The organism is Streptomyces sp. MST-110588 (assembly GCF_022695595.1).
Classification (GTDB): Bacteria; Actinomycetota; Actinomycetes; order Streptomycetales; family Streptomycetaceae; genus Streptomyces.
Genome location: NZ_CP074380.1, coordinates 2,697,842 through 2,715,782 on the forward strand (window position 1 = coordinate 2,697,842; position 17,941 = coordinate 2,715,782).

The window sequence follows — 17,941 nt, forward strand, 5'->3', positions numbered from 1 at the left end:
TAGCTCACGAGGAAGGAACATCGGCTTTGGACCGGCCGCGGATCGCCCGCGCGTCGGGCAGCGCGATGACGGCCAGGTTGGCGGCCACGACGAGGCCGGCCGCGCTAAGCAGCGGTGCCGCCATGCCCGTCACGGCGGCGACGGGCGCCGCCACCGCCAGGCCCAGCGGCCGGGCGGCGAAGGACAGCAGCGCGTCGTAGGAGTCGGTCCTGGCCAGTGCGTGTTCCGGGATGTGGCGTTGCATGGTGGTCTGCCACAGGGTGTTGAGGATGCCCAGCCCGAACATGGCGATCCCGTACGCCACCGCGTTGATCCACGTGGTCATCGGTACGGAGAAGGTGATCAGTGGCAGCGCGAAGAGCGCTCCGCAGACCGAGGTGATGATCAGCGGACGTCGAGCCCGCAGCCGAGGCGCCAGGAAGGCGCCGGCCACCATTCCGGCCATGCCCGCCTGGTAGACCACCACCCAGGCGACCTCTCCGCCCAGCCGTTCCACAGCGATGAGCGGTCCCAGGGTCATGAGCACCCCGGCCGCGAGGTTGGAGACGCCGTGGGCCAGCAAGTTGGTCCAGAACCACGGGCGGCTGCTGACCTCCTGCCAGCCGTCGGCCAGGTCCCGGAAGAAGGTGCCGGGATCGTCCCGCGCGGCCCTGGGCGCCGTGCGCAGCCCACCCAGGGTCACGGCGGCGACGGCGAAGAGCAGCGCCGTCAGTACGAACGCCCAGCCGGGTCCGGTCGTCACCACCAGCACACCCGCGACACCGGGCCCGGCCACCAGGGCGATACCGCGGGCGACGCCCAGGTGCCCGTTGGCGCGCAGCCGCGCGCTCTCCGGGACCACGGCGGTCACCAGCGGGGACATCGTGGGCGTCCCGAAGGCGATGGCCGCACCGGTGACCGCCGACAGCACGGCGAGGTCGGTGATCCGCGCGGTGCCGAGCAGCAGCTCGACGCCGATGACGAACTGGGCCACGCCTCGGACCAGGTCGGCGAGGAACGCCACCCGCTGGGCGGGGTACCGGTCGGCCAGCACGCCTCCCACGGGCAGGAGGAGCAGTTGCGGCACGAGTTCCGCGGCCAGGACGATGCCCAGGTCGCCGGCGCTGCCCGTCTCCTTGATCACGGCCAGGGTCAGTGCGGTGGGCACCAGGGCGGTGGCCAGGAAGGACAGGGTGCGCCCGGCCAGCAGACGCCGGAAACCGGGGACCGCGAGCACGGGGACGGGCGCGGCCGGAGCGTCGTCCCTCATGGCCGGGGCCCGGGCGATGCCGTGAACGCGTCGGCCAGTCGCCCGAGAAGCGGTGGGGGTGCCGACAGGAACGCGTAGTGGCCACCGTCCAGAACGGTGAAGTCCACCTCGTCCCCGTAGTGTTGCCACCCCCGGAGTTCCTCCAGGGTGACCTCCGGGTCGTCCGCCCAGTGCAGGACGCTGATGCCGAAGGGTACGGTGACGGGCTCGGTCATCCGGTACTGCCGGTTCGCGTCCAGGTCCTCGCGCAACACCGCCAGCCCCAGATCGATCAGCGCCGGATGCGGGCTGCCGCCCGGGAGACCGCGAGGATCTCCAGTTCGGCCCGCAGTTCGTCGTCCGTCATGGTCAGGAACCGGTCGTGGGGGCAGTGGTGCGGCGCGACCTGGGCGGAGACGAACAGCCGGGTGGGCACGGGCAGTCCGCGGCGCACCAGCAGCCGGGCCGTCTCGAAAGCGGGCAGCGATCCCGCGCAGTGGCCGAAGAACGCGAACGGCCGGTCCAGGTAGGGCAGCAGCGGTTCGACCAGGTCCTGCGCCAAGCGCTGGTACGAACCGTAGTGCGGCTCCCGCATCCGGTTCTCCCGGCCCGGTAACTGGATGGAGCACACCTCCACGTCACCGAACCGGCGGGGCCAGGCGTTGAACATCGACGCCCCCACCCCGAATAAGGGAAGCAGAAGACACGGGCCGCCACATCGTCGGCGGGCTCTCTCAGCAGCCAGGTACCGAGCGCTCCGGTGGCACCTGTCATGGATGGGGAAGGCATACGTCACACGACTCGCATTTCTTCGGCTCTATGGGGAGTGGCACAACACCGCAAGAAAGAACTTGCGAAAGTCAGCGCCTGTGGGTCAGCGCCTGTGGGTCAGCACCGGAAGACGCGTCAGTCCCGCGACGAACACGGATTTCAGGTGCTGGATCGGACCCGCGAGTTCCACCGCCCGGAAGAGCCGGAAAAACTCTTCGAAAAGGATGCGGAAGGTGAACCGGGCGAGAGTGGCGCCCAGACAGTAATGGGGGCCGTGACCGAAAGCGATGTGCCGATTGTCCTCGCGCAGGATGTCGAAACGGTACGGATCGGCGAAAACCCTTTGGTCCCGATTGGCGGAACCGATCCAGACCGCCACCGCGTCACCCGCGGCCACCTGTCCGCCGCCCAGCGCGGTGTCCGCGACGGCGTACCGCAGGAAGCTGCTGGCCGGCGAGGTCCAGCGCAGGCCCTCCTCCACGAGGGAGGGGATCAGCGTCCGGTCCGAGGCGGCCTTGCGCAACTGGTCGTCGCGTTCGGCCAGCGCGAGCAGGAGCCCGGAAACGGTGTGCGGGGTGGTCGCGTTGGCGCCCAGCAGCAGGCTGTAGCAGTTGTAGACGACTTCTTCCTCGGTCAGCTTCCCGGTGCCCGCATCCATCGTCATCAGATGACCGATGAGGTCCTGGCCCGGCCCGTCCCCGCGACGGCGGGCGCGGAACTGTGCGGCGAAGTACTCGAACAACTGGTGGTGTGCGATGGCCAGAGTGGCCGGTCCGCTGCCGATCCGGAACAGGGGGTCCTCCGGTGCAGCCGCCATACCCGTCCAGCGGACCAGGTCCTCCCAGTCCGGCTCGGGCACTCCCAGCAGCGCCCCCGCCACGGTCATCGGCAGGTGGTAGGCCCGCTGTGCCACGTCCCAGACGCCCCCGTCCAGTCCGGGGGCGAGGAAGTGCCCTACGGCCCGCCTGATCCTGGACTCCCAGTCGGCCAGCGCCCGCGCGGTCAGCCTCTTGTTCATCGGTCGCCGTAGTTCACCGTGCCGTGGCGGGTCCGTGGACACCAGCATCTTTCCCGACGAGACGTCGTCGTGGCCGAGCTGGGTGAGGATACTGCCCCGCTGCGAGGTGAAGGACCGGTGGTCCGCCAGCACGCGGCAGGCGTCCTCGTACCGGGTCACCGACCAGAAGGCACGTCCGTCGGGGAGCACCTGGCGGTGCAGCGGCGCGCGGTCCCGCATCGCGGCCCAGACCTGGTGCGGGTCGCCCGCGGCGTGGAACTCCGGGTCGAAGAGGTCGATCGCCGCCAGGTCGACACCGTCGGTGACCGGGGCGCCGTCGGTGATCCTCATGCCGCCTCCCGTGCCGCGTCGATCGCCGCGGCCAGACCCGCCGGGGTGGGATCGAGGTAGAAGGTGACCGGTGAGATCTCGACGCCGTATTCACGCCGTAGGTCCGCCGTGATCCGCACGCCGACCAGCGAGTGGCCGCCGAGTTCGAAGAAGTCGTCGTCGGCGCCTATGCCCTCGATGCCCAGCAGGTCGCTCCACAGCCGTACCACCACGGTTTCCGTCGGGGTGCGCGGCTTGCGGTAGGCCGCTCTGAGGTCGGGCCGGCACGCTGTCTCCGCCGCGGCCAGCGCAGCGCGGTCGATCTTGCCATTCGTGGTCAGCGGCAGCGCGTCCACCACTTGGATCAGGGACGGGACGGCGTACGACGGCAGGGTCCCGGCCAGTTGGCGGCGCAGGTCCAACGTGGCGGGCAGGCTTGCCGGTCGCCCGGTGACGTAGGCGACCAGCCGCTTCCCGCCCGACGGCTGCGACTGCGCGACCACGGCCGCGGCCGTGACGCCGGGCAGTTGGCACACGGCGGACTCCACCTCGCCCGGCTCGATCCGGAAGCCACGGATCTTCACTTGGCCGTCGGCGCGCCCGTGGTACTCCAGCGTTCCGTCTTCAAGCCTGCTGACCAGGTCTCCGGTCCGGTACATCCGTCCTCCGGGGCAGGGGGAGAACGGGTCGGGCAGGAACCGCTGGGCGGTCAGCTCCGGGCAGTTCAGATATCCGTGGGCCAGTCCCTCTCCCGTCGCGAAGAGTTCGCCGATCCGGCCGTCGGCGACCGGGCGCAGGGCCGCGTCGAGGATGTACACCCCGGTGCCACGGATCGGACGGCCTATGGGTACGGAACCGGAGACCGGCTCGGTGACCGTGTGGCAACAGGTGAACGTGGTGTTCTCGGTGGGGCCGTAGCCGTTGATCAGTACGGTGTCTCCCAGGGCTGCCAGCGCCCGGTTGACGTGCGCGGGCGACAGGACGTCCCCGCCGGCCACCAGGTAACGCAGACCCTGCAGGTCCTCCAGGCCGTTGTCGACGACCTGCTGGAACAGACCGGCGGTCAGCCAGAGCACCGTGACACCCGCGCACCTGACGTGTTTGGTGAGTTCACCGGCCGACAGTTCCCGCTCGGGGGCCAGTTCCAGCCGGGCGCCGTTGAGCAACGGCCCCCAGACCTCCAGGGTGGAGGCGTCGAAGGCGAGCGGCGCGAACTGGAGGAAGACGTCGTCGGCCGCGACCGGCAGGAAGTCGCTGTCCACCACCAGGCGCGAGACCGCCCGGTGCGGTATACAGACGCCCTTCGGGGCACCGGTCGAACCGGAGGTGTAGGCGAGGTAGGCGACATGGTCCGCGGTCACTTCCGTCGGCCGCGGCAGCAGGTCGGGAAGCTCGCCCTCCAGTGACACCGGTGTGCATGACGACGGCAGCTCCGCCGGCCGTTCGGCACTCACGTCGGCATGGGTCAGGACGAACCGGACCCCCGCGTCGCGGAGCACCAGGCGCCTGCGCTCGGCCGGATACCGGTGTTCGAGGGCGAGATAGGCGGCGCCCGCCTTCAGGATGCCCAGCAGCCCGATGACGGTGGTGACCCGCCGCGCCCCGTCCAGGGCCACGACGTCTCCCGGGACGACACCCAGGTCCTGCAGGCGCCGGGCCAGACGGTCCGAGCGGTCGTCCAGTTCACCGTACGTCAGCTCACCGTCCTCCCCGCTCACCGCGACCCTGCCTGGGGCGCTGCGGGCCCGCCGGGCGAAGATCTCGCCGATCGGCAGCGGGCGCGATCGGTTCGGCACGTCCATGGATCAACCTCCACCCCTGGTCATCCAGGTGACATGTGCGGCTGTCGGCACCACGGCGGGACACCGGATGCTCGGCCGGAGTGGGCGGTGACCGTGCCCACGGGCCCCATCCTCAACACGCGTCTACTGAACCGCTGTCATAACGGGATCGGTGCGTCAGTAGTGCCGTGATAGTCCCGGTGTACCGGACCAGTGGTGCGGCGGCAGCGCGCCTGGTCAGCACCCGTGCCACTCGCTTGAGGTGATCCGCGGCCGGCCAGGGGCGACCGCAGCGACGTACTGTCCGGATCTCGTCAACGGCACGCGGAAGTGGACCCACGGGGGCCCTCTGCCGCGTCCCGCCCACCGCCGGCCGGTCGCCGGTTCCGGAGCCGGGCCTGGACGCGCATCAGCTCCAGACGGGCACCGGCCGCCGCTCCCCAGTCCGCGTTGCGCTCGTACGCGGTGATCGCCTCCCGCAGTATCAGCCGGCCGACCGGGACCCGGCCGAGTTCGGCGTCCGCCAGCCCCGTGCAGGGCGGCCTCCGGGGCACGGCCGCCGGGTCGCACCGCGCGCGTACGTGCTGGAGGACATCCGACAGGATGTCCTCGGCCTGCTGGAAGCATCCCTGCTCCTGCAGGAGGCTGCCTCGCACGTAGCGGGCTTCCGCCTCCACCTGCCAGCAACCGGTGGCACGGCACAGTTCCAGGGCTTCGTCCAGGTGACGGTGCGCGGTCCGCGGGTCGTTCCGGTCGCTCGCCCCACGTGCCATGTGGATCAGGACGCGGGCCGCGCCGGCACGGTCACCGACGTGACGGAAATCCTCCAGGGCGGCGGAGAACCCGGCCGCCGCCGTCCCGGTGTCCCCCCGCCGTTGTTCCAGCAGCGCCAGTGCGCACCGCGTCAGAGCCCGTGCGTGTATACCGCCGATTTCCTCGAAGAGTTCCAGGGCCGACACCAACTGCTGCTCGGCCGCGTCCGTCTGGCCTCGCCTCAGGTGGAGCAAGCCCATGGAGTACATCAGCGCGGCGTGTCCACGACGCAGCCCCTTCGCCCAGACCCTTTCGATCGTCTCCAGATGGGTTCGTTCCCAGTCGTCGAAGTAGCGCCGGTCCTCGAAGAGCGGCACCAGACCGACGGCGAGTTCCCAGCTCGCTTCCTCGTGACCGTGGGCCGCGGCGAGCGCTATGGCGGAGTACAGATTGGCCCGCTCGGAATCGAGCCAGTCGAGCGGGTCGACGAGGAGCCGTTCGAGGGCGTCCGGCGGCACCGGCCGACGTGGTGACCTTCCGCGCAGTACGGTGAAGTCCCCGTGGGAAATCCTCCGGTGCAGCTCGTCCATCGCGGTCAGCCAGCAGCCGACCACCCGGCCGATGGCCGCGTGCAGGGTCGCGGCATCCTCCCGCCTTTCCAGTTCCTCGCGGGCGAACAGCCGGACCAGCCCCGGCATCTTGTAGTAGGGACTGCCGATCCGGTCGATGCCGACCGTTTCGAGCACCTGGGCGTCGACCAGTGTTTCGAGCAGGTCACCCGCGCGGTAAAGGTCGACGTCCAGCAGTTCACCCGCCTCCCACACCCCTGTCGTCGGCCCTTCCACGAGGCTGAGGAGCCGCAGCAGTCTGCGGGCTTCCCCCTCAAGTCCGCCGTACGTCGCGGACAGCCGCGTTCGCAGGGCCAGGTCGCCGTGCGCCAGCTCGTCCAGCCTCCGGTGTTCCGGCGACAGACGACCGGCCATCCACGCCAGCGACCAGTGCGGACGGGCGGCCAGCCGGGCGCCCACGATGCGCAGGGCCAGCGGCGACCGGCCGACCAGACGGCACAGCCTTTCGGCCTCCTTCGGCTCGCGGGAGACCCGGTGTTCCCCGATGTCCCGCGCCAGCATCCCGAGCGCTTCGGTGTCGTCAAAAACATCCACGGTGAAGGACTGGGAGCCGGGGAGGCCCACGACCCGCGGACTTCCCGTGATCAGTACGGCGCACGAGTCGTCGTCGGGCAGCAGATGGCGCAACTGGTGCTCGCCGGTGACGTCGTCCAGCACCATCAGGATCCGCTTGCCGGCCGTCAGCCGACGGAACATTTCCGCCCGCTCACCCACCGTGGCCGGCAGTGAGGCCGCCGGCACACCCAGTGTCTCCAGGAACCGTGCGAGTACCTCCTCAGGTGGCTGCGGCTGCCCGTGGGAGCCGCCGAGACGGCAGTGCAGCCGACCGTCGGGGAACCTGTCGGCCAGCCGGTGCGCGATGTGCAGCGCCAGCGTGCTCTTCCCCACCCCCAGCGGTCCCGTCAGCACCACCGCGCGCAGGCCCCGTCCGCCGTCGCCGCCCAGCAGTCGCGTGATCCGATCGACCAGTTCCGTGCGGCCGATGAACTCCTCGCACTCGGGCGGGAGCTGGGCGGGGCCGTTGCATTCGCCCCGCGCCGGCGCTTCTTGGTGTTCCTGGGCCCTGGCAGGGGGAGACGGAGGCGCCTGCAAAGTGGCGTCGCCCGACAGGATGGCCCGTTCCAGACGCTTGAGTTCCTCCCCCGGCTCCAGGCCCAGCTCAGTGACCGACAGCCGCCGCCCGGCACGGTAGACGTCCAGGGCCTCCGCCTGCCGGCCGGAGCGGTACAGAGCGAGCATCAGCAGACGGCGCATCCCTTCCCGCAGTGGGTGTTCCTGGACCAGGGCATGCAGTTCCCCGACCATCTTGTGATGCCGGCCGGCCTGCAACTGGAGTTCCGCGTAGGTCTCCAGGGCCCACAGCCGGCTCTCTTCCATCTGCGACACCTTCGACCGCAGTTTTTCGCTGCTGGTACCGCTCAAAGCCCGGCCACGCCACAGGCCGATGGCTTTGTACAAAACCTTCCGCGCCTCGTCGGTACGCCCTTCGCGGATGAGCACGCTCGACTCCGCGATTTTCTTCGTGAACACTTTGCTGTCCAGGTGACCATCGGCGACGACGATCATGTAGCCGGGTTCCCGTGTGACGATCGCCGCTCCTTGACCGATTCCCGCGAGAACACTCCGCAAGGCGGAAACACAGGTCTGTATCTGCGTGCGGGCGGTATTCGGCGGATTTGCCCCCCAGACGGCGTCGATGAGGAATTCGGTACTGACGACCCTGTTGGCCTCCAGAAGCAGGGCCCCCAATACCACCTGCTGACGACCCCGCGGTAATCGGCATGCCCGCATGTCATGGCCGACGACCTCCAGTGGGCCGAGAATTCGATAGTGAACGATTCCCTTCGCCACCACGGGGACCCCCTTGAGTGAAATGCAAACAGCGAAGACTCGTCGGCGCAGTCTCTTCAGCCCATGCGGAAATTCTGGTGCACAGCGACAGAACCAGCCCACCGATGCACCGCGCACATCCCGTACGGGAACCCCTTCACCGACAACCTCCGCCTGGCGATGAACTGCGAAAAGACTTTGACATCGGCCCTGGTCCCCGTCAACGCTTTCCTTTTGCAACCGCCTGCGGACAGTCTCGGCACCCGAGGCCCCGGCGTCCTCCGGGTACGCCGACGCCCCTTCGGGCACAGGGCTCGAAGGGGCGTTCGTTCAGCCGTGGAACGGGACGCGGTATTCAGGATTTACGGCGATACCCTGGTCACCGCTTGGCGCGGGAGGCGGCGCGACCGCGCTCCTTCTGGTCCAGGACGACCTTGCGGATGCGGACCGCCTCCGGGGTGACCTCGACGCACTCGTCGTCGCGGCAGAACTCCAGGGACTGCTCCAGGGAGAGCTTGCGCGGCGGGACGATCGCCTCGAAGGAGTCGGCGGAGGAGGAGCGCATGTTGGTGAGCTTCTTCTCCTTGGTGATGTTCACGTCCATGTCGTCGGAGCGGGAGTTCTCGCCGACGATCATGCCCTCGTACACCTCGGTGCCGGGATCGACGAAGAGGACGCCGCGCTCCTGGAGATTGGTCATCGCGAAAGCGGTGACCACGCCGGCCCGGTCGGCGACCAGCGAGCCGTTGTTACGGGTCGTCAGCGTGCCGAACCAGGGCTCGTGGCCCTCGTGGATGGAGTGGGCGATACCCGTGCCGCGGGTGTTGGTCAGGAACTCCGTACGGAAGCCGATCAGACCGCGGGAGGGCACCACGAACTCCATGCGGACCCAGCCGGAGCCGTGGTTGGACATGTTGTCCATCCGGCCCTTGCGTACGCCCATGAGCTGGGTGACCGCGCCCATGTGCTCCTCGGGCACGTCGATCGTCATGCGCTCGACGGGCTCGTGGACCTTGCCGTCGATCTCCTTGGTGACGACCTGCGGCTTGCCGATGGTCATCTCGTACCCTTCGCGGCGCATCTGCTCGACCAGGATGGCCAGCGCCAGCTCACCGCGGCCCTGCACCTCCCAGGCGTCGGGGCGCTCGGTCTCCAGCACGCGCAGCGAGACGTTACCGATCAGCTCGCGGTCCAGGCGGTCCTTGACCTGGCGGGCGGTGACCTTGCGGTCCTTGACCGCGGCCTTGGCGTCCGCGCCCTTGCCGGTGCCGCCGCGGCCGACCAGCGGGGAGGTGTTCGTACCGATGGTCATCGAGATCGCGGGCTCGTCGACCGTGATCAGCGGCAGCGCGATCGGGTTCTCCGGGTCGGCCAGGGTCTCGCCGATCATGATGTCGGGGATGCCGGCCACCGCGCAGATGTCGCCGGGGCCCGCCACCTCGGCCGGCTTGCGGGTGAGCGCCTCGGTCATCATCAGCTCGGTGATGCGGACGTTGGAGACGCTGCCGTCGCGCTTGATCCAGGCGACGGTCTGGCCCTTCTTCAGCTCGCCCTGCTCGACGCGGAGCAGCGCGATACGGCCGAGGAAGTTGTCCGCGTCCAGGTTGGTGACGTGCGCCTGGAGGGGGGCGGACTCGTCGTACTCGGGGGCCGGGACGTGCTCCAGCAGCGTGGAGAAGAACGGCTCCAGGTTGTCGCTGTCCTGCGGGACGGTGCCGTCCTCGGGCTTGGTCAGCGAGGCCACGCCGTCACGGGCGCAGGCGTAGACGATCGGGAACTCGATCTGCTCCTCGGTCGCGTCCAGGTCCAGGAACAGGTCGTACGTCTCATCGACGACCTCGGCGATCCGCGAGTCGGGGCGGTCGGTCTTGTTGATGCACAGAATGACCGGCATCTTCGCGGCCAGCGCCTTGCGCAGCACGAAGCGGGTCTGCGGCAGCGGGCCCTCGGAGGCGTCGACCAGCAGCACGACCGCGTCCACCATCGACAGGCCGCGCTCGACCTCGCCGCCGAAGTCGGCGTGGCCGGGGGTGTCGATGATGTTGATGGTGATCGGGTCCCCGCCGCCCTTCGGGTGGTACTTCACCGCGGTGTTCTTGGCGAGGATCGTGATGCCCTTCTCACGCTCCAGGTCGTTGGAGTCCATCATCCGGTCGTCCAGATTCTCCGCGGCGTGTGCGGCGAAGGCTCCGGCCTGCTTGAGCATGGCGTCGACGAGGGTCGTCTTGCCGTGGTCGACGTGGGCGACGATGGCGACGTTACGAATGTCGTGGCGCGTGGGCATACTGGCGGCGCTTCTCCCGGAATCGTGGATGGCGGCACGTACGGTCCGGTACGCCCGCCCGCCGGGCATGAGGACGCCACGGCCTTATCCCATGGTACGGGTCCGGGGCGACCACGGCCGCCCCAGCCCGCTCACACCCTGCCTGACCTGCTCTTTCTCGTGCCGGTTGGGGTTATTTCCGGTAGCCGATGTCCTGGTAGCGGGGGGTGGCGAAGCCGAAGGCACCCGCGTTGGCCAGTCCTTCCCGGGCCGCGACCAGCTCCGGGCGCTGATACAGGGGGATCGATCCGGCGGCGGCCCAGATACGGGCGTCCGCACGGTCCACCAGCTCCCGGGAGGCGTCCGGGTCCAGTTCGGCGGCGGCCTGGTCGAAGAGCTGGTCGATGTGGTCGGTCCCGACCCGGGTGTAGTTCTGCTCGACGGTGAGCAGGCCGTCGGGGGCCGGCCGCGGCTTGGCGTAGACGGGGCGGGCGTCGGTGGCGGGGTAGGCGGAGCCGGGCCAGGTGTAGAGCGCCAGGTCGTAGTCGCCGGAGGAGATGTGGTCCTGGAAGTAGCTCTGGTCGGCGACCTTCTGGACCGTGGTCCGTACGCCGATCTTCTCCAGCATCGCCGAGATGCGCTCGCCGACCGCGCGCACCTGCTCGGAGCCGGGGCCGTCGGGGAGCACGAAGCGCAGGACGAGCGGCCGGCCGTCCTTCTTGACGGCGGCGGGGCGGGCACCGCGCGCCGCGGCGCCGGCCGCCGCCGGGTGCCGCTGCTGGCCGCCGCGGTGGGCGTGTGCGTCCGCGCGGGAGGCGGGTGAGCCTTCTCCGGCGGGCCCGGCGGGCCCGGCGGCAGCGGGCGGCGGAGCGGCGGGCTTCGGAGCGGCGGGCTTCGGTACGGCTCCCCGTGCGCCCGCCGGGACCGCCGAGACCGTGTCGGGGGCCCCGAGCGCCTGTGCCGCCTCGATCCGTACGGCGGCCCGCGCCGCCCGTGCCGCCCGCCTCTTGTACTTCACGTACTTCCGGTACGCCGTACTGTCCCGGTCCCCGTGGGCCCTGCGCTTCTGCTTGCGCGCGGCCTTCCGGTAGAGCCCGGCGCTCTGCCGCAGCAGCGCGGCCCGCTGGGTCGCGGCGGTGCTCCGTACGGCCGCGGACAGCGGCGCCGGGCCGGCCGCGCGCCCCGGGTCCGGGGCGTTCTGGTCCGCGGCGGCCTCCCGGTTGTCCGCGCTCGCCTCGGCCCGGGCACCGGCGGCATCGCTGTGGGCGCCCTTGCCGCCGCCGGGCCGGCCGGCCTCCTGGGCGTCCGCCTTCCCGCCGGACGCCTGCGGGGACCTCGGGGTCCGCGGGCTCTCCTGCGCGCCGCCCACCGGCCGCCAGCCCGCGTCGGCCAGCAGTGCCCGCGCGGCCACGGTGTCCTGCTCCCCCAGCGCCGCGCTGTGGTCCGCGTACCCCTCCTGCCCGGCCATCAGCAGATGGCTGCCGAGCGGCTCGGCCGGCAGCCCGAGCGGCTTGAGTACGGAGGCGGCCAGCGCCTTGCGGTCGATGGCGCGGGCCACCGCCCGGCGGACCCGCTCGTCGGCGAGCGGTCCGCTGCCGCCGTTGACGGCGAGCTGGGTGTAGGCGGGCTCCAGGGCCTTGCGGACGGTGTAGCGGCGGAGGCCGTCCCGCTCCGCCGCGCGCCGGCCCTCCCCCAAGCCCGCTCCTTCGGCCCCGGGCCGGGTGCCGGAGCCCCGCGTACGGGAGCCCCGGGCGCCGGACTCCTGTGGGCCGGGATTCCCGGAGCCGGAACCCGGCGAGCCGGACGGCGGGGGCCGCCGCGCCTCGGCGATCCGCCGGGCGGCCATCGCGTCGACGCCCGCCAGGTCGATGCTCCCGTCGGCCAGCGCGGCGGCCCGCTTCCCGCGCGGCAGCGCCGCCAGCACGATCCGGTCCAGCCGGGCCCGCTCGCCCCACCACTTCGGATTGCGTACGAGCGTGACCGTGCCGCGCGCCGCGTCCCGCCCGTGCAGGGTGAACGGGCCCGCGTCGGCGACCAGTTGTTCGCGGGCGCCGTCGTTGAAGGCGTTCGCCCGGCCCATCACGCTCTTCGGGTACAGCGGCGTGAACAGGGACTCCCAGTCCGCGTACGACGCCCCGAAGGTGACCTCGACCTCGTGGGGGCCGGCTCCCCGCTCGACCTTGGCGATCCGGTTGTAGCCCGCGTTGCGCGCGGTCCAGTACGCGTTGTCCTTGCCGCGCAGCGCGTTCCACTGCGCGGCGAAGTCCTCCACGCCGATCGGCCGGCCGTCGCTCCAGCGCGCCTTGGGGTTGATCCGGTACCGCACGACCTGCCGCGGGTCGCGCTCGACGACGTCCGCGGCGTCGAGGTAGTCGGGGTTGCGCTGCGGGGTGCCCCGGGCGTCGAGGGTGAACAGCGCGGGCAGTACGGCGCCGGTGACCCGCGCGGTGTTCGCGTCGGCGTCGGCCTGGAAGACGTTGAGGGTGCCCGGCATCGCGTCCATCGCCCAGCGCAGCGTGCCGCCCTCGCGCAGCCCGTCCCGGGGCGTGCCGGCGATGTCCTGCGAGACGGGGCCGGACGTCTGCGCGTCGCTCCCCGGGCCACAGCCCGCCAGTACGGGCAGCGGGAGCAGCGCCCCCGCCGCGATGAGGGCGGCGCGGCGGCGCCTGCGGCCCGCCGCGCCGGCCGGGCTGTCGTGGTCGGTCATGGCTGTTCCCTCCGGGGCTCGCCCGTGCCGCGCCGCCGCCTTTGTCCGCGGATCACCTTCGGCCGACTTTGCGGCTCATCACATCTATGCCTCCACCACTGAAGGGGACCGACCGGGGCGCGGCCCGCCGACACGTCGGGCGCCGCCCCAAGGCCACCCGCCCGGCCCAACGAGCCGCCCGGCAGGCACGTACGGCCCCCGGACGTGCACGGCAGCGCCCCGCCACCGCCACCCGTACACGCGCCCGAACGTCCGGCAGGGCATGCGAAGGACACCCGGACAGGCGCCATGTACCCACCGAAATGCGCCGGTCCGGTTCCGCAATCGCGGCGGATCCCTTCCCAACCGCGACTGTGACGCGCGACACTCGCAGGCGCATGAGATGGCCGACCACGCCCGCGGAGGTGAGGCAAGTCATGTCCCTCAAAGACGATTTGACGGCTGCTCAGCAAAGCCTGGAAGACCTGGTGCGGTCGGTGGGACGGCTGGAGCAGCAGGTCGGCGGCGGGCTGGAGATCCGCCGCGTACGCAGCGACACCGACCATCTGCGCGAGAGCCTGGAGCTGCTGCGGGAGGGCACCTCGGACGCCCCCGCCGCACGGTCCGCCGACCCCGCTCCGCGCCTGGCGTCCGCCCCGGGTTTCGGCGCCGGCCACCGTCCGGCCGCCGGCCCCGCCGCCGTCGAGATGGTCACGATCCCGGACACGCCCTACGACGCCGCACTGTGGCGGGACGCGGAGGACGAGGGCCTGGGCGCACGCGACCGCCGGGCGCCGTAAGAGCCCCGTACGTCCGCCGGGCGCCGTGAGCCGAAGCGACAACCCTCACGAGACCGCACGAGACCATGCGAGACCGCGCGAGACCGTATGAAACTGCACGAAGCGGCGCGAAACGGTGTGAGACCGCACGAGACCGTACGAGACCGCAGGACAAGCACCGCCGACCGCACGCGAAGCCCGGCCGCGCGGCCCGCCCCGCGCCCCGCCGCCCCGCCGCCCTGCCCCCTACGGACAGCCGTCTACGGAGACCGACGTTGGCAACTGGCACCGAACCCCGACCACAGGCGGGCGCGACCGGCGTGCACGACGCGTCGCGTGCCGCCATCCCCGACCGCCATCTGCGGACCGACCGCTGGTGGCTGGCCCCGGCCTGTACGACCGCGGGCCTGCTCGCCTTCGTCGTCTACTCGACCTGGCGGGCGTTCGCGAACGCGGACTACTACAGCGCCCCCTACGTCTCGCCGTTCTACTCGCCCTGCCTGTCCGAGAACTGCCGCGCCATGCGCGGCGGCCCCAACTGGGAGGTCTTCGGGAGCTGGTGGGGCCTGTCACCCGCCCTGCTGATCCTGATCTTCCCGCTGGGCTTCCGGCTGACCTGCTACTACTACCGCAAGGCGTATTACCGCGGCTTCTGGGCCTCCCCGCCGGCCTGTGCGGTCGCCGAGCCGCACCGCAAGTACACCGGCGAGACCCGCTTCCCGCTGATCCTCCAGAACATCCACCGCTATTTCTTCTACTTCGCGGTGCTGGTCGCCGGCGTCCTGACGTACGACACCGTGCTCACCTTCCGCGACGAGCACTACGAGTGGGGCCACATGGGTCTGGGCTCCCTGATCTTCCTGGTCAACATCGTGCTGATCTGGGCGTACACCATCTCCTGCCACTCCTGCCGGCACATCGTCGGCGGCCGGCTGCGGCACTTCTCCAAGCACCCGGTGCGCTACCGCCTGTGGGGCTGGGTGAGCAGGCTCAACGCGCGCCACATGCTGCTGGCGTGGGTCTCCCTGGTGAGCGTGGCGCTCGCCGACTTCTACGTCTTCCTCCTGGCGAGCGGCGCCTTCGACGATCCGAGGTTCTTCTGACATGGCACAGGTCGACCGGCAGGACTGGGACGTGGTCGTGGTGGGCGCTGGCGGCGCCGGGCTGCGCGCCGCCATCGAGGCCCGCGAGCAGGGCATGCGTACCGCCGTGGTCTGCAAGTCGCTCTTCGGCAAGGCGCATACGGTCATGGCCGAGGGCGGCATCGCGGCCAGCATGGGAAACGTCAACGAGGGCGACAACTGGAAGGTCCACTTCCGGGACACCATGCGCGGCGGGAAGTTCCTCAACCACTGGCGGATGGCGGAGCTGCACGCCCGCGAAGCGCCGGACCGGGTGTGGGAGTTGGAGACCTGGGGCGCGCTGTTCGATCGTACGCCGGACGGCCGGATATCGCAGCGCAACTTCGGCGGTCACGAGTACCCGCGGCTGGCTCACGTCGGGGACCGTACGGGCCTGGAGCTGATCCGTACCCTCCAGCAGAAGATCGTCTCGCTCCAGCAGGAGGACGCCCGCAGCTTCGGCTCGTACGAGGCACGGCTGAAGGTCTTCCAGGAGTGCACGGTCACCCGCGTCCTGAAGGACGAGGAGGGCCGGGTCTCGGGCGCCTTCTGCTACGAGCGCGAGTCGGGGCGCTTCTTCGTCCTCCAGGCCCCGGCGGTGGTGCTGGCCACCGGCGGCATCGGCAAGTCCTTCAAGGTGACGTCCAACTCCTGGGAGTACACCGGTGACGGGCACGCGCTGGCGCTGCTGGCCGGGGCGCCGCTGGTGAACATGGAGTTCGTCCAGTTCCACCCCACGGGCATGGTCTGGCCGCCGTCGGTCAAGGGCATCCTGGTCACCGAGTCCGTACGGGGCGACGGCGGGGTGCTGCGCAACAGCGAGGGCAAACGCTTCATGTTCGACTACATCCCCGACGTCTTCAAGGAGAAGTACGCCCAGTCCGAGGAGGAGGGCGACCGCTGGTACGAGGACCCCGACCACAACCGCCGCCCGCCCGAGCTGCTGCCCCGCGACGAGGTCGCCCGCGCCATCAACTCCGAGGTCAAGGCGGGCCGCGGCTCCCCGCACGGCGGGGTCTTCCTGGACGTCTCCACCCGTATGCCCGCCGAGGTCATCAAGCGCCGGCTGCCGTCGATGCACCACCAGTTCAAGGAACTGGCGGACGTGGACATCACCGCCGAGGCGATGGAGGTCGGCCCGACCTGCCACTACGTCATGGGCGGTGTGCAGGTCGACCCGGACACCGCCGCCGCCACCGGCGTCCCCGGGCTGTTCGCCGCGGGCGAGGTGGCCGGCGGTATGCACGGCTCCAACCGGCTCGGCGGCAACTCCCTGTCCGACCTGCTGGTCTTCGGCCGCCGGGCGGGGCTGTACGCGGCCCGGTACGCGGCCGGAACGGCGGTACGCGAGCCCGTCGACGACCGCCAGACCGAGGCCGCCGAGGCGGAGGCGCTGCGCCCGTTCAGCGCGGAGGGCGGCGACCAGGAGGGCGCGTACCGCCCCGGCGGGCCCGCCGAGAACCCGTACACCCTGCACCAGGAACTCCAGCAGGCGATGAACGACCTGGTCGGCATCATCCGCAAGCAGAGCGAGATGGAAGAGGCGCTGGAGCGCCTGGCCGACCTGCGGGTACGGGCCCGCCGGGCCGGCGTGGAGGGCCACCGGCAGTACAACCCCGGCTGGCACCTGTCCATCGACCTGCGCAACATGCTGCTGGTCAGCGAGTGCGTGGCCCGGGCGGCGCTGGAGCGCAGGGAGAGCCGCGGCGGCCACACCCGGGACGACTACCCGGAGATGGACCGGCGCTGGCGCAGTGTGAACCTGCTGTGCCAACTGGTGGCGGACGGCACGGACCCGGCCGGCCAGGACCCGGCGCTCGGCCGGATCCGGCTCACGCGGGACGCGACGCCACCGATCCGGCCGGACCTGCTGGACCTGTTCGAGCGGGACGAGCTGGCGAAGTACCTGACGGACGAGGAGCTGAACCGGTGAGCGCGCAATCGGACGCCTACAAGGCGCACTTCAAGGTGTGGCGGGGCGACGCGGACGGCGGGGGCCTGGAGGACTTCCGGGTCGAGGTGAACGACGGCGAGGTGGTGCTGGACATCATCCACCGCCTCCAGGCGACCCAGGCCCCGGACCTGGCCGTCCGGTGGAACTGCAAGGCGGGCAAGTGCGGCTCGTGCAGCGCGGAGATCAACGGCCGGCCGCGGCTGATGTGCATGACCCGCATGTCGGTCTTCGACCGCGCCGAGACGGTCACCGTCACGCCCATGCGCGCCTTCCCCGTCGTACGGGACCTGGTCACCGACGTCTCGTTCAACTACGCCAAGGCCCGCGAGGTGCCGGCGTTCGTACCGCCGCAGGGGCTGGCGCCCGGCGAGTACCGGATGCGCCAGGAGGACGTGGGCCGCTCGCAGGAGTTCCGCAAGTGCATCGAGTGCTTCCTGTGCCAGGACACCTGCCATGTCGTACGCGACCACGAGGAGAACAAGGCCGCCTTCGCCGGGCCGCGCTTCTTGATGCGCGTCGCGGAACTGGACATGCACCCGCTGGACGCGGCGGCCGAGGCCGGAGTGGACCGCAAGCGCACCGCCCAGGACGACCACGGCCTGGGCTACTGCAACATCACCAAATGCTGTACGGAAGTCTGCCCGGAACACATCCGGATCACCGACAACGCACTCATCCCGCTCAAGGAACGGGCGGCGGACCGCAAGTACGACCCCCTGGTGTGGCTGGGCAGCAGAATCCGGCGGCGGGGGCGGGCGGACTGACGGGCTGAACGGGGCCGTCGAAGAGCGCCGCGGGGACGCGGCGCTCCATGAGGGC

General features: G+C 70.9%; 12 protein-coding genes. 4 read left to right on the forward strand and 8 right to left on the reverse strand.

Annotated features, from left to right (window positions below; all coding sequences use genetic code 11):
* Positions 1–4: 4 nt before the first annotated feature.
* From KGS77_RS11710 to KGS77_RS11745, 8 genes are all read right to left on the reverse strand, one after another.
* Complete coding sequence (locus tag KGS77_RS11710) at positions 5–1,249, reverse strand: MFS transporter (RefSeq protein ID WP_242580802.1); 1,245 nt, start codon at positions 1,247–1,249, stop codon at positions 5–7.
* A complete protein-coding gene (locus KGS77_RS11715; protein ID WP_242580805.1) occupies positions 1,246–1,503 on the reverse strand; it encodes a hypothetical protein in 258 nt (85 codons plus the stop codon). Before KGS77_RS11715 ends, KGS77_RS11710 begins: the two co-directional genes overlap by 4 nt.
* Before the next feature lie 17 nt (positions 1,504–1,520).
* Entirely contained in the window at positions 1,521–1,910 is a 390-nt protein-coding gene (locus KGS77_RS11720) for a thioesterase domain-containing protein (protein WP_242580806.1), read from the reverse strand.
* Between the two features lie 192 nt (positions 1,911–2,102).
* Complete coding sequence (locus tag KGS77_RS11725; RefSeq protein ID WP_242580807.1) at positions 2,103–3,347, reverse strand: cytochrome P450; 1,245 nt, start codon at positions 3,345–3,347, stop codon at positions 2,103–2,105.
* Positions 3,344–5,128, reverse strand: coding sequence for a non-ribosomal peptide synthetase (locus KGS77_RS11730; RefSeq protein WP_242580808.1), 1,785 nt, complete (start codon positions 5,126–5,128; stop codon positions 3,344–3,346). Before KGS77_RS11730 ends, KGS77_RS11725 begins: the two co-directional genes overlap by 4 nt.
* Positions 5,129–5,421: 293 nt before the next feature.
* On the reverse strand, positions 5,422–8,055 hold the full coding sequence (locus tag KGS77_RS11735) for a BTAD domain-containing putative transcriptional regulator (protein ID WP_242580809.1): 2,634 nt from the start codon (positions 8,053–8,055) through the stop codon (positions 5,422–5,424).
* 643 nt (positions 8,056–8,698) lie between these two features.
* The gene (gene typA, locus KGS77_RS11740; RefSeq protein ID WP_242580810.1) at positions 8,699–10,603 is read right to left on the reverse strand and encodes a translational GTPase TypA; all 1,905 of its coding nucleotides are present in this window, start codon (positions 10,601–10,603) and stop codon (positions 8,699–8,701) included.
* A 172-nt stretch (positions 10,604–10,775) separates the two neighbouring features.
* Complete coding sequence (locus KGS77_RS11745) at positions 10,776–13,289, reverse strand: ABC transporter substrate-binding protein (protein WP_242580811.1); 2,514 nt, start codon at positions 13,287–13,289, stop codon at positions 10,776–10,778.
* 416 nt (positions 13,290–13,705) lie between these two features.
* On the opposite strand from KGS77_RS11745, the gene KGS77_RS11750 reads away from it, so the two are divergent.
* From KGS77_RS11750 to KGS77_RS11765, 4 genes are all read left to right on the forward strand, one after another.
* Positions 13,706–14,068, forward strand: coding sequence for a hypothetical protein (locus KGS77_RS11750; RefSeq protein WP_242580813.1), 363 nt, complete (start codon positions 13,706–13,708; stop codon positions 14,066–14,068).
* A 254-nt stretch (positions 14,069–14,322) separates the two neighbouring features.
* Entirely contained in the window at positions 14,323–15,150 is an 828-nt protein-coding gene (locus KGS77_RS11755) for a hypothetical protein (RefSeq protein ID WP_242580815.1), read from the forward strand.
* Between the two features lies 1 nt (position 15,151).
* A complete protein-coding gene (locus KGS77_RS11760) occupies positions 15,152–17,101 on the forward strand; it encodes a fumarate reductase/succinate dehydrogenase flavoprotein subunit (RefSeq protein WP_242580817.1) in 1,950 nt (649 codons plus the stop codon).
* Positions 17,098–17,886, forward strand: coding sequence for a succinate dehydrogenase/fumarate reductase iron-sulfur subunit (locus KGS77_RS11765; RefSeq protein WP_242580820.1), 789 nt, complete (start codon positions 17,098–17,100; stop codon positions 17,884–17,886). The genes KGS77_RS11760 and KGS77_RS11765 overlap by 4 nt, the downstream gene beginning before the upstream one ends.
* The last annotated feature ends 55 nt before the right edge of the window (positions 17,887–17,941 follow it).